This window comes from Bradyrhizobium sp. B117, assembly GCF_038969555.1.
In the GTDB taxonomy this organism is placed as follows: domain Bacteria; phylum Pseudomonadota; class Alphaproteobacteria; order Rhizobiales; family Xanthobacteraceae; genus Bradyrhizobium.
In genome coordinates, this window is record NZ_CP152414.1 from 8,002,563 (window position 1) to 8,015,403 (window position 12,841).

Consider the following 12,841-nt stretch of genomic DNA (forward strand, 5'->3'; position numbering starts at 1 on the left):
TCCGTCCAGCCAGTACGGTGAATCAGAAACCGACTGATTTGGGAATCTCAAATCGATTCAGACTAAACCCATCCCGCTTTAAAGAGCCCCGGGCGCGGGACATCTTACTGCTTCTCCCTTGTCAGCGCATCAAGCCGATCCAATTGACCCGCCAACCCGGTAAGGCTCCGAGCTATGTTCTTCATCAGGAAGGCGCGGTCTGGGGAGGTGTTGGGGTTCTGGGAGAGGGCTCTGTACTGGCGTGCAAACTCTAAGCATTGCGCGGCGGAAATCATCTTGCCTCCGAGGGCCACAAAAAAATAAAAACTTTCAACCTCCGGCTTAGTTCCATGAACGCGAATGACTATAGAATGCATCTGCCTCGGAGGCAACGTTCCCCGTCCGGATCGCCGCGACCCCGGACACAACGGAAGCGGGAGCCCCACTAACGTGCGGAAGGTAGGGCTCCCGCGAGTGGAAAAATAGAAGTTGCCTCAACCGATGGCGATCCAGTTTCAGCGGACGCCCCGCCCTCAGCTTCATTGGACTCTGCATCCCCACGGTCGCCAAGACCGCACCGGTAGGGCCGGATTGGGTCTACGAAATCAATCACGGCAGCTACCGGCTCATGGTGCGAAAGCACGATGACCGCGTGCGGATAGGCCTGCCATGACTTCCTCCTTTCAGAAGCAAGCGTCGGAAAAGCGCACCGCTTCGGCAACGGGCGCCGCAACAGACCATGTCATTCGTTGCCCGCACTCAAATTCAGCAGCGTCTGTGGAAGCGCAGGAAGACGCGGGGTGCGATGAATTCTATCATGGCGTTCGTTGGACGGAGGTGAGTCTACTACAGGCCTTGCGCCAGCTTGAGGAGCAGGACGGCGACATATCGGCGACTCTGTTCGACCAGAACGGTGTTACTCCGAGCGCCTACTATTTTACGAAGCGCTTCGGTTCGCTGACCAATGCAAAGGACCCTGGCGCACTCTCCGCTGGGGGACGATCTCGCATATAGCCGATCGGATAAGCCTTGAACTTCTTCTTCGAGGGCTTGCGCCTTCGACCTCCGGCAATCGCCTGATGCCGTGGCGCTGGAGGCAACGATGCAGAGATGACCGCGTCAGATGCGTGATGGTCGGCTGCAGCGTATAGAGGCAATCGTCGAGTGGCAGCAGCGTGTGCCGCCGGAAAGCGACGATAATCGCCTCCTCCTCGATGGAAAGGACAGTCGACTTAGTTTCCTTGGGGCCTGTCGGCAGATCGGTGACAGTCCCGCGCTGCTTCCACTTCAAAACGTCTTCTGGTTGATTCCGTAGCGCTTCGCGAGGGCTCTCAGGCTCTCCTGACTATTTTGTATTGCTCGACGGACTGCCTCCGTCCTGGTGGCGCAGCCGTATCTGGGACAAAACACCTAGAGCTCGTTCGTCGCGCGCCGAAAGATGCATACGATGATCGCTGAGAACTGGCAGGCGATAGATCGAGGACGCGATTGACGCACGTGAGGTGCTGCCAGGCAAATGCGAAATCCCACTTCAACCACGCCGAAAAGACTACCCCGGCTCCGACCCCAAAAACGTCTTGCTGTACCCTTCCCGGCCACCGCGACGACGCGCTCCGCGATTGCTGTGGGCTGAACCGTGCGCATCGGCAACGGTTCTGCCGGGACGCACTGCAGCTGAAAACCTGAGCCTACCTCGTATTGCTACTCGATTTGCTACGCGCTCTCAGCGCGCGCGATGATTCGCTGCGTTTGTATTCCCACATCTGCCGATTACTCGCATAGTGCGCGTGGTACGCTCATTCTGAGCGCGTCACGTGAGCTATGGAAATCAGTAATGGCTGTGTACTTGGTCACTTGGGATCTAAACAAACATAGGGCGAACTATGCGCAGGCGCGACAGAACCTGATCGATCACATTTCACGCTAGGGTCACACTAAGGACGATGGGCCTCGATTCCGTGTGGTTCATCCAAGCACCATCGACAGCTGAGGCGCTATATGCCGACATCCGAAAATACATGGACAACGCAGCCAGGCATATGGTCACGACCTGGTGAGTGGTCAGCCCAAATCCGAGTTTAGAACGCAAAGCATGAAAATGAGTTCATGGGACGGACTAAGCCCCGGCCAGTTTTTGGCGCGAGTAGGGTTTTCAATCGCTATCACAGCTGCAGTTGCCGTCGGCACATTCATCGCAATCCGCTACATTGTCGGCTTCTATCGATGATCGCAGCTCGCAGTGCTCAAGCACTACGGCCCGCGAGTGCCATGCTCGCTTGGCTCTGCAATCGTCGGTGGCTAGGGCTTTGCTCTCATTTCAGGCGGGGAGCTCAGTCGAGGACCAAAATCAGTGGCGATCAACCCATTGCGGTCACCGAGACCGCGGACGGCACGCAGATCGAATCCGAAGGCACGGGTTACGGTCGCAGTGGATCGCATCCGGAAGATAACCCTCGCCAATATTTTGCGCGTACAATCTTTCGACGGAGGGTGAGTTCGTCACCCATAGGACCGAGTTCATCCACGGCGGCAACGCCATTATTGGCTATTCAAAGACCGGGAAGCTGATGGTGGTTCGAAACAAATAGTCTGGCAAACAGTGTGGACGGTAACCACGTCATTCTCGATGACGTCGACTGAATGGCGCGCGGCCACCGGGCAATCATTGCGCGATCAAGATCGCGAAGCAGAAAAATTCGAACAAATCCCGCGCAAAAGCCGAAGATCTGCAGCTATTCATCCTGACTCGTCATTGAGACTGCGGTTTTCACAGGATGCGCGACTATGCAGTATCTCGACTTGCTCTTTCTGGTCCTGGGTGGTCTCACACTCGGAGGCCTCATCGGCGCGCTGATCAAACCTCTCTTCGGCCGTCGCGAGCGCGGCCCGGCCCGCACCGGCGGACCTCGAAAAAAGCGCGGCCCCTACAAAAAGCGGACTCCTGCAACGCCTATCTAAAGCGATGAAAGGCACCCCGTTTTTAGGTTATTCTATCACGCAGAATCGATATGTTGACCATATGGCGTACGTACCCGCCCGCGTTGCGTACTCATTTTTGTATCGACGAGCCACGAGGGTATTCGCGATATCGATCCCTCGTGTACCGCCTGCACGGGTGGTACCTTGCTATGCGCGGCGTTCCGGCTGTGGGGCGAGCATTTCCAGGCATGGCCATGTGGGCCCGTGCTTGCGTCGCTGTATCGCGAATTCAAGGCGAACCGATCGAACACGATCCAAGGCTATGCTCGCGAGATTGATCCAGCGACTGGCGACGTTCGAGTGCTCATGGTGAACCCGGACGATGGTCGTTTCAGGCGGTAGTCGGAATTCCTGATCAGCAGGAGTACGTCAAAAAAGAGCTTGGATGGCTTGGCCGCACCTGCGGGTGACGTGACCCGCGCCATGGAGTGCACCGAGCTCGGGATCGCGATATTGGACGAGATGCAGTCCGAATGGGCTCGCTTAAAAGCTATCCATCAACAATTTAGTTGTGCATCCAGCACAACACAACTATGATCTCCAACATAAACTTTTTTCCTGCGCCACCTTTCGAGCTACTTCACAATGCATTTCATAGTTTCTGCGGTTGTTTGTGGATTGGGGGAAATTAACGGAGAATGGCCCAACGCGGTGCTTCGTCGTAACGGCGAGTAAACCCAAGGGTAAGCGGCTTCTGGAGTCAAGGCAGCTCTTGAGCGTCTCGGACCGCTCGGATGGCAGGCGCTGCTAGAGGACCACGGGCTCGATCTTTCCGCGGATGATCTCGCACACGAGCTATCGCGACTATTGACCCGCATAGACCGGTCCTTCCCCGGCTTCGAAGATTTCGCCCAAGAAGGCAATCGCGGCGTCGAGCCCGCCCGCCAGAAGTCTCCTATTTCACGCCTTTGCGTCCCCTCGAATCACGAGCTTTCGACATCGCGGACGCCTCACGAAGCTGAAGGGATGCCCCAGCCTCACGGAGATCGAATGGCCATGAGATAGAGATCGATGCGCTTGGCGCCATGGCGCGACCGCCGACCGCGGGCTTCGATCGGATCTTTCCGGTGCATCATACCAATATCGATTGGACATGGACGGAATGGAGCGTCATGCCGTGCAAGAAGTGGGGTACCCTTCCAGACGGCCCTTGGTTCATGGAGAGGCCATGGCTCTTCTTCGATGCGAAGGGAAACTGCATCAACGAACCGCGGAAATCATACTTCGATCTCCGTTCTCGCGCAGGATCGGTAAGTGACGTTGAAGTCCGAAAAATTTGCTCAAACATGTCGCGGATGGAGCAGGTGATCTTAATTGCCGGGCGCTGCGAATGGTGCTGAAGAAGTAGCGATACGGAAGAGGAAGCCGCTGCCCGCGCAAACGCAAGCTTGGTCATATCGGGCCGTAAGGGGCGCCCCCTTAAACCCTGATGACGCCGGTTCGATTGCGCGCATGGTGCAGTAGTTCATTTAACCGCTTCGGCTGAATCCGCTGTCCAAAATGCGTGGTGTCATTCTCATGGAATGCAATGAAGTGCGCGGAGAAGATCTGCTCCCCAGCTCTCAAGTCCTCTGATCCGGCGTCCAATATGTTCGTTATGATCCCTTTGACAGGGTTTTTTGCAGGCATTTCCTCGTAATGGAAAATCATAGAACGGAGGCCGCTTTCGACCGGCTCAACTACGTGAACCCGCTTCCTGATCAAAAAGGCGAAGCCCGAATGCCCGAACTGAATCTTGCTTTTTCCGATGGTACGATCCGATACGGTGTAAGTGTCGTCGGCGTATGAGATCTCCATCGGAAACTTGTCGAACTTGTCGTTGCTCGCGGGCCAATAAGCCTCGTATTTTCCGATCATGTTGTCGAGAAGCTTCTGCGACGTCGGCTCGGCCACGACCGCCTCGAGCAATGCCGAATGCAGCTTCGATTTCGTCGTGACGTAAAAGGCGTTACAGACGGCTTGCACGTAGGCTTGATTGAGTCTTCTGCCGGCAATTCGGTTCTCAAAATTCTCGAGATCGTCCTTGAGAGTCCTAGCGTTATTTTCATTTAGTATCGCCAGGACGCGATTGAGTTCTTCCGTCGATTTTCGCATTCGTTCGATCGCAGTATGCAAACGCTCACGTGTGTAGAGCTCGATATCCATGCCGAATTCCGGGAGAAAAAAATGCAGAAATGATGCGGGAGCGCAAATTGGGTACAAATTTACGGGAATGTCAAATTACTCGAAATTTTCGTACAGCACAACTTTGGGTACGAAACGAAGCAACCCAACTAATTGACCCCTCTAATCGAAATTGACCCGCGCGCGGACCACTTGGCATTCTTGCGACCAGCGGGAGGAGCCACGACCAATGCACGGGGAGCGCCGTAGATGGGGACAAAGATCAAGTAGCCGCTGCAGGCGGATTGGAGAGCGGATCTGCTCTCCATGTGATCCGCAGGAGAGAGCCGACCTGAAGCGCCTGGGCGGCGGGGCCGGATTCGCACCAGGCTTCAATGTCGAACGTTCAGGAGGCATTTCGGTGAAGCAGTTAGCGAAATACGGCCGCTCGGCGGCCTTTTGAAGGGCGCCTCTCTTCGTTTGAAGGTTTTGATCGTCCTTTCGGTCGAACCATAAGCCCGGCGCCCGTTCCGGCACTATCGGCCGCTTAAGTAAGTTGCGTAACAAGAGCTCGTGTAGCGCAGCTCGGCTCTCATTTTGATCTCGCGGTTCGACGAAGGAGTGTCTTGAGATGAAAAAGGCCAGGGAAAACGCCATCGGCAAGGTGACGCTTTCGATGACCTACGAGGAAGCGCGGGACGCCGTCGACAAATACTTGAAGACGAACACGCGCCGGTATCTCGACATCCTCGAGAAAGCGAGCGACGTGGTGGAAACCATCCGCCGCGGCTCCAAAGGCATTCTCATCGCCGACGCGTACACGCGCGCAAAGAAGCAAGGCGGCGAGGAGTTTAAGGACCGCGCGAAGATCATCCACAAACTGATAGAAGGCCGGGCTGCGGACGCCAACTTTCGGATCGACAACATCGCCGACATGGTTGGAATGACGGTCGTAGTCTTCTATCCGGACCAGATCAACGCGTTCATCCAGGTCTTCTCGTCGGAAGCCAAGAAGGAAGGCTTGTTCCTGGACAAGTTCAGCGACGGGAAGATCAGCAAGATTCATAAGGATCGCGGATACCACGCCACCCATCTTCGCATCGGGTACAAATCGGTCGATACGGAAAGATTGAGGGTGGAGATACAGGTCAAGACCATGCTTCACGATGCGTGGGGCGCTAAGACTCACGATCTCACCTACAAGCCCATCGGCGACCTGGACCCGCGACTGAAAGCTCTGATGGAAAGCTTCGGCGAAAGCCTTCAGGCGATCGAGGTGCAAAGCCAGACGCTGCGCGACTCGATTCTATCGAGGGTACAACTGATGCATTCCAAGCGGCGCGATGCGAGGTTGGAGCTGATGTCCAAGCTCACCCGCCATCGCATCAGCTCGCCGGAGGGCAGTGCGGCTTATGATGGGTTGATCGCACGCATCAAGATGGACCATGTCCACCTTTCAACGTGCGCGGCGCGCGATGCGGACTTGGCGGACCTGCTCGCGGCAATCGAGCGCCTCGAAGAGGTCGGCGTCAATGCCAAGGACCGCTTGAAGCTGACGGTTGCGTTGGCATCCTACCGAGACGACGGCATCCTCGACCCGCGGATCGACGACGCGATTGATGCCTGGAAGAAGGAAGAACGCGATGAGGGGGTCGCTGAGCCGATCATGCAGGTATGGATCGAAAGCTCGGCACTGTACCAGACCAATCGGGTCTCGGACGCGATCGCCATCCTGCGACGATTTTTGGCCGAGAATCCGATCGACGAACGGACTGCGGTGTTGGCCAACAACCTGGCTAACTACGTCACCGAAGTTTGCCTGGATCGGCCGAAACTCGACAAGGACGCTGAACAGGAGGTTGCGGCGCTACTTACTGGAATTGAGCCTTTCATCGACAAATTCGAGCGCACTGCGTATTTGAATACGAAGGGCGCCTATCTGGTGGTGTTCGGGGACGACAGCAAGCTCGATGACGGACTCGACCTCATCTGGGAGGCATCGAAGCTGCTGCTGTCATCCGGGGAGGCTGGGCATGGTTACTGCGAGCTCTATCAGGCTCACGGGTGGCGGCGCAAACTGCACCTATGAATACTACCAAGGAAAGATAGGACGACGAGCCATATAGCACCTTCATGTTCGAACCGGAGGGCAAGCCCGTTTGGGCTTGTCTCGATTCACCTCGAATGTGGCGACCTCGACTCTACAAGTCAACGCGCTACCAAGGGGTTAACCCCTGTTTGTTAGAGGTTGTGTGCGGCTAAGCACACATCCTCGATCTGTCTAAACGATACTCTCACGCGCTGGCGAAACCGTGACGACAGTTTGTCCTGCGACAGCGTGACAATCACGTCGGCGCGATGTTGTTCGATCGAATCTAGATCGCTGCGAAGGGATGTCGAGGCATTGCGACCCAGGCTTGCCCCAAGAATTTTCCTTAGGTTTCTCCGGGAAGGATCACACCAATTAAACCACTGATAATATTGGGATATTTGGTTAGCGCCGTGGCTCGAACCTGGGACTCGCTGATTAAGAGCTGAAGATCAGCAGGTCCTTCAACAAGGTAACCGCAAACCAGAGCGATGAAGGCCCTTTGATACCCTTGAGGTATTACCGGGAGAGCAAACCGGGATCATAGCGCCCATAGGCATGACGGCTTAGGGCTATCGCATCGATCAGGGCTCGAGGCCGTGCTCCCGGAGAACCTTGTGCATCAGCTCGCCCTTGATCTCACGTGCAATTTCGCTGAGGATCTGTGCCCCGACCACCCGCCGGGCATCGACATCATCCGTCAGGCCATGCTCCGCGAGCCGCTCGTTCAAGCGCGTCGGAAACTCATCTTCCAGCGCATCGGCAAGCCGGTCCCGCATAGCGGCATGATCATCGGGGGCGATTCGCCTCACCACCGTATCCCAAGGCTCCCAGCTCGTTGCTAGAAAATCCTCGAAACCCGTCGCTTCCTGTTCCCGCACCGACGTCTCAGCCCTGGCAACGTCCTCCGGCGTGACGTCAGAGAGATTCAAGAAGCGCATATCCGGGGCGATGTGGCGCAGTTCCAGCCGATCCCGTAGCTGGGTCTGATAGGCAAGATAGACCTCGATTTCGTCGATATTGGCCTGCGGGTCGGCACGCCGGAGCGAGCTGACCGTCTCGCGTGCGATGTTCTCAAGCGCCCCCAAACGAAACATGACACGGCCATGTTGGAGCAGTTGGTCGAGCCGATTGTCATAGAGCCCATCTTTGACATCAGCGTTCAGGCGTGCGGTCTGCATGCCGTTCCAGGTCAAAGTGATGCGATCCTCGCAGGACGCAGTCGCTCCATTGGCCAGCTCGAAAAACTGCTTGCGCAGTCGCGGCCTCATCGCGGCCTGTAGCAGATTCTCGGCCACCTGGTCGCGGAACGCCTGATGACCATAGTTTACGGTGCCCGCAAGTCTTTCGAGAAACAGAGCGAAGTCCTGCGCACCCGGCTCTGCGACGAACCCCTGCCACGCGTCCACTGCTCCAGGCTGGTCCGCGAGCCAGTCCGCGACAACCTGGTGCAGGGGCCGCGACTGGTGTTCCATCGGTTGTAGCGACATCGACAGGAAGACCTGCGGGCCGGCATAGTCCGCGCCGCGCGTGGCTGTCGCCAAATCGGTCAGCACCGGGGCCGGTATCGGATTAGACCGCAGGTCGATGCTGGACGCGCTGCTGAGCTGCGTCAGCACGGTCGCGGGCAGGCCGGTCAGCTGGTTGTTACTGGCGCCGAGCATTTCAAGGCTGACGGGGAGTGTCTCGGGCAGATTGGTCAGCCGATTTTCGCTGACGTTCAGATATCGAAGTCTTGCCGGAATGTCGGGCAGGCTTGTCAGCTGGTTGTCGCCTGCGTCCAGGTACCGCAGCCTTGCCGGAAGATCGGGCAGGCTCGTCAGCTGATTTTCGCTGACATCCAGGCGGCGGAGCCTGGCTGGAAGCTCGGGCAGACTGGTCAGCTGGTTGTTGCAGGCGGAGAACTCCTCGATCGTTGGCGGAAGGGCGGGCAGATCGGTCAGTTGGTTGCCATCGACAGTCAAGCTGCGGAGCCTGGACGGCAGCGCTGCCGGCAGGCTGGCCAACTCGTTGGCCATGAGGTGGAGGTGCCGGAGCCTGCTCGGAAGGGCGGGCAGACTAGTCAGCCGGTTGTCAGAAGCGTAGAGGTCCCGGAGCCCGCCCGGAAGCTGGGCCGGCAGGCTGCTCAGCTGATTACCGATGACATTGAGGGTTCGGAGCCTGGGCAGGAGTGAGGCTGGCAAGGCGGTCAGGGACAGCGACGATAAATCCAGCTCGTCTCTGACATCACCCTCGTCCCGCCATGCCCTCGTCCGGTTGACCCCCTCTTGCCGATTCTCGTCTTCGCCCTGCCCCTCTTCCGCTGCCCAACTGGCCAGGGCGCGGTCCTGCGACGAGACGAGGTCGGCGTCGGCCGCTCCTGTGGCCCATCGAGTCAAGGCTGACGCCCACTGGGTCAGGCATGAAGGCGAATGCCCGGCGGCCCCCGACGTTGGCTCGGTGCTTTCGGATTCGGAGGGTATGCCAGCGCGAGTCTGGGCCTGTTCTGTATTCATTGAACTTCATGACATGTTTGGTCTCAGCCGATAAGGTGGCTCTTTCGGCTAGATCGAGACGTTCGCATGCTAGGAACCTCAGCTGTCGATAAGCTGACGAGGTCAGGTTATCCGATCGCCTGCGGCCCTACTTTGGCGCCGAGCCCCAAAGGAAGCAGGATCCGTATCATCCTCATCCCGATGACGCTCGCATGATCGATGGCATAGTCAATAAAACGCTGAGCAAGCTTAAAAAGAACGAGACTAACAAAAGGAAAGCTGCCTGGACGGCCAACCATCAACGGAAGTTTAGTGCCGGCTGCAACTAAGAAGAAGGGGAGCATGCGCGAGCCGACAAAGATCGGCGGCACGAGCCTTTGCAAATTGGGTTATCGGCAACTCGGCGGCGAGGACGTCCGCTCCCCGCGATGAATTGCAAGCAAGCTCAGCCGAGGAACTGACGGCGAACCACATGCTGTAGGCTCAGCTGCTGTGGATGCGACGCCTCAAGTATGATCTCGCCTCTGTGGAGCCCTATCGGAAGTCATAAGGAACTGTTCGTGGTATAGTGAGAGCTTGCGGATGACGACGGCGGCCCATTTGTGTCTAGCGGCACTCAAATATCGTCGGCGCGAGAGTCTCCCCGATAAGGATTTACCTCGATGCAGCTGTGTCAATGCAAGGCGGCGAAATACGTGGACACTTTCAGAATCTCGCGCCCATAGCGGGGCCGTCGTGCTTCGCTCGGCGCAATACGGCAACATTGGGTGCGGTTAGCCGACTTTGCCCAGCAAAGGATGCGAGCACGGCGCTGTGGGGAGAATGCCTCTAACAGGAGCCCGGCGAGCGCCGGGCGGTGTTGGAGCGCCTTCGCCGAGCCTTGCATGGCATCTCGACGAGGGATCATGATCGGATCCCGGTGAGAAAATGATCCGCTTCGCTTTTAAGGTGATGGCTGGTTCGGGCAAGCACATTGGCAGACCTCAACACCTGCGACGATGATGCACCTGTGATAAACGCCTTCTGCGCGACCTGCCGGATGTTGCCCGCGACAGTCGTCGACATCGCGGCCGCATGCTGAATATTTTGGGCAATATCTTTCGTGACTGCGCCCTGTTGGTCGGTCGCCGCGGCAATCGCTGTTGCAATTTGTGAGATTCTGCTAATGCTGTTTCCGATGTTTGTGATGGCGCTGGCCGACTCCAGTGTCGCTGCCTGAATGTCAGCAATCTGCTGTCCGATTTCAACGGTCGCGTTCGCCGTCTGAGTTGCTAACGACTTCACCTCGAGCGCCACAACTGCAAAGCCGCGGCCGGCGCCGCCGGCACGCGCGGCCTCGATTGTTGCATTGAGCGCCAGAAGGTTGGTTTGCCTGGCAATCGCTGCAATTAGGTCAACCACCCCACCCACTTTTGTTGCAGCAGCCGATAGCTGCTTCATCCGGCGATCCGTTTCTTCAGCCTGCCGCACGGCTTCGTGGGCGATTTCCGTTGATCGCGCGACCTGCCGGCCGATCTCGGAAGCGGAGGCCATCATCTCTTCCGTTGCCGCAGCAACCAGCTGAACATTGGCTGACGCCTCCTCCGATGCCGACGCAACGTTATCAGAGATCTCCCGAGTGAGCTGTGCCGTCTCTGTCAGCTCCCGAGCGGAAGCCTCCAGTTCGGTCGACGCGGAAGACATCGTATCAATGACGCTGCTAACGGCGCGTTCAAATGTGCCGGCCAGCTCGCCAAGCTCCGCCTTGCGCCGCTCCGCTGCTACACGGTCCTGCTCTTGATTCGCGGCAAGTTCCTCTTGCAATTTTTCCTTCGATCTCACCTTAAACGCTTCCATGGCCTGAGCCATATCGCCGATCTCGTCTGAGCGGCCAAGACCCGGCAGCGTGACATCGAACCGCCCGGCCGCAAGTTGACGCATCGCCTCGCTCATCCGACTCATAAGCCTTGCCAGCTTCTGACCAACAAGCAACGCAACAAAGCCGATCCCGAGAGTGGCAAGCCCAATTGCCCACACCAAAGCCTCTCGGAGGCGCGACGCACGTTCTTCAGCGGAGCTAGCGCGAGCGTCCGCGGCTGCTATCGCTTTCAAAAGAAGGGGACGATTCCGGCCGTAGATTTGGACGAGATCGTCAACTTGGTCGTCCAGCGCCTGCTGCGATACAAGAAACGCAAGAAAGCTCGATCGATAAGAGGCAACAAGCTTCTTCAGCTCACTCTTGGATTCCGGGGCAAGTTCTGAAGCAGCAAGTGCGGCCTCGAATTCGACAACGCGCTTTTCCAGCTCATCGCCATACCTCTCCTCATGACGTAGCATGAAATCCTTTTCATGCCGTCGCATCATCAAGATCAACATCGTCAGGTGCGGCTCATTAAAATGTGCAAGTCGCGCTTCTGCCTGATGCACGGCTTCGCGAAGCTTACCTTGGAGCCCATCATTTTCCGTGAGCCCGAGCACCCGCTGCGCGGAGACGATGTTATTAAAACGAGCCGCATAAAGGTTGATTCCGGCGCGAAGGAACTTCACGTCTCTCAGGGGATCGCCCTCAGACGAGGAAGCGGCCCGCTCCTCGATTTGGCCAAGGTCCGCCAGTGCATTATTGATGCCCTCGGCTTGCCGGGCGACCACGGCTTCGTCGCGCCTGCGCAAAAACTCCAACGCCAGCTGCTGCGATTCAAGAAAGGCCTGAGAAAGAGACGTCAGATGGGCGCGACGATTGGCGCTCTCGCTTACCTCACTCTGCGCCTTCGCGAGATAATTAAGTCCGGCAACGCAAGTCGCGCCAGTGACAAGCACGCTCACGATTCCCAAAAAACCAATTTGAGTGCGTAGGCTCGGTCGAAACCGACGAAGGACCGTTGATCGGAGCCGTTTCGCGATTGTAGGGGCGGTCATCAGACTTCCAATTGAATATGAGATCGTTTCGCGAAACGCCTAGTTTTGATTGGTTACATAAGATTGAACTCGGTTGTCATCCGAATCATACATGCGCGAATAGTCGAGAGAGGGCCACGCACCCTGCAGCGTAGCAGTAGTAACCGGACGCATAAATTCTGCAGTTTGCTACTCATGCCCGCAGGATTCGCGCGCAGAATGGCCCATCACAGTTCCGCGGTGAGAATCGTGCCGCGAGGCCCAACCAAAAAGATTTTTCGAAGACTCTGCCGTTTCGTCTTTCGACTGCGCCCCCGACGGATCGATCGAATATCAGCTTGAA

At 57.2% G+C, this 12,841-nt stretch carries 7 protein-coding genes and 1 pseudogene; 3 read left to right on the forward strand and 5 right to left on the reverse strand.

Features of this window, described 5'->3' with window-relative positions:
* Nucleotides 1–648 precede the first annotated feature (648 nt).
* Nucleotides 649–993: a hypothetical protein gene (locus AAFG16_RS38755; RefSeq protein ID WP_342741110.1), complete on the forward strand. Its 345-nt coding sequence runs from the start codon at nucleotides 649–651 to the stop codon at nucleotides 991–993.
* On the opposite strand, the pseudogene AAFG16_RS38760 reads toward AAFG16_RS38755, so the two are convergent.
* Nucleotides 990–1,314, reverse strand: a pseudogene (locus AAFG16_RS38760) (IS481 family transposase); the annotation flags it as partial. The gene AAFG16_RS38755 and the pseudogene AAFG16_RS38760 sit on opposite strands and share 4 nt — an antisense overlap.
* A gap of 1,449 nt (nucleotides 1,315–2,763) precedes the next feature.
* On the opposite strand from AAFG16_RS38760, the gene AAFG16_RS38765 reads away from it, so the two are divergent.
* Complete coding sequence (locus tag AAFG16_RS38765) at nucleotides 2,764–2,937, forward strand: hypothetical protein (protein WP_342733895.1); 174 nt, start codon at nucleotides 2,764–2,766, stop codon at nucleotides 2,935–2,937.
* 1,440 nt (nucleotides 2,938–4,377) lie between these two features.
* Here AAFG16_RS38765 and AAFG16_RS38770 read toward each other — a convergent pair.
* Nucleotides 4,378–5,103, reverse strand: coding sequence for a hypothetical protein (locus AAFG16_RS38770; protein WP_027562269.1), 726 nt, complete (start codon nucleotides 5,101–5,103; stop codon nucleotides 4,378–4,380).
* Nucleotides 5,104–5,692: 589 nt separating this feature from the next.
* Here AAFG16_RS38770 and AAFG16_RS38775 point away from each other — a divergent pair.
* Nucleotides 5,693–7,150: a hypothetical protein gene (locus AAFG16_RS38775; protein WP_342733899.1), complete on the forward strand. Its 1,458-nt coding sequence runs from the start codon at nucleotides 5,693–5,695 to the stop codon at nucleotides 7,148–7,150.
* Nucleotides 7,151–7,734: 584 nt separating this feature from the next.
* Here AAFG16_RS38775 and AAFG16_RS38780 read toward each other — a convergent pair.
* The 3 genes from AAFG16_RS38780 to AAFG16_RS38790 all read right to left on the reverse strand — a co-directional run bounded on the left by AAFG16_RS38780 (nucleotide 7,735) and on the right by AAFG16_RS38790 (nucleotide 12,420).
* Nucleotides 7,735–9,528, reverse strand: a complete 1,794-nt coding sequence (locus tag AAFG16_RS38780; protein ID WP_342733901.1) for an NEL-type E3 ubiquitin ligase domain-containing protein — start codon at nucleotides 9,526–9,528, stop codon at nucleotides 7,735–7,737.
* Between the two features lie 224 nt (nucleotides 9,529–9,752).
* Nucleotides 9,753–9,995 (reverse strand): hypothetical protein, encoded by a 243-nt coding sequence (locus tag AAFG16_RS38785; RefSeq protein ID WP_342733903.1) that lies wholly within the window; start codon nucleotides 9,993–9,995, stop codon nucleotides 9,753–9,755.
* A 532-nt stretch (nucleotides 9,996–10,527) separates the two neighbouring features.
* Nucleotides 10,528–12,420, reverse strand: coding sequence for a methyl-accepting chemotaxis protein (locus AAFG16_RS38790; protein WP_342733905.1), 1,893 nt, complete (start codon nucleotides 12,418–12,420; stop codon nucleotides 10,528–10,530).
* Nucleotides 12,421–12,841: the final 421 nt, after the last annotated feature.

Coding starts and splice junctions, on each gene's coding strand:
- AAFG16_RS38770 (WP_027562269.1), bottom strand. CDS start 5,103: ATGGATATCGAGCTCTACACACGTGAGCGTTTGCATACTGCGATCGAA.
- AAFG16_RS38765 (WP_342733895.1), top strand. CDS start 2,764: ATGCAGTATCTCGACTTGCTCTTTCTGGTCCTGGGTGGTCTCACACTC.
- AAFG16_RS38775 (WP_342733899.1), top strand. CDS start 5,693: ATGAAAAAGGCCAGGGAAAACGCCATCGGCAAGGTGACGCTTTCGATG.
- AAFG16_RS38755 (WP_342741110.1), top strand. CDS start 649: ATGACTTCCTCCTTTCAGAAGCAAGCGTCGGAAAAGCGCACCGCTTCG.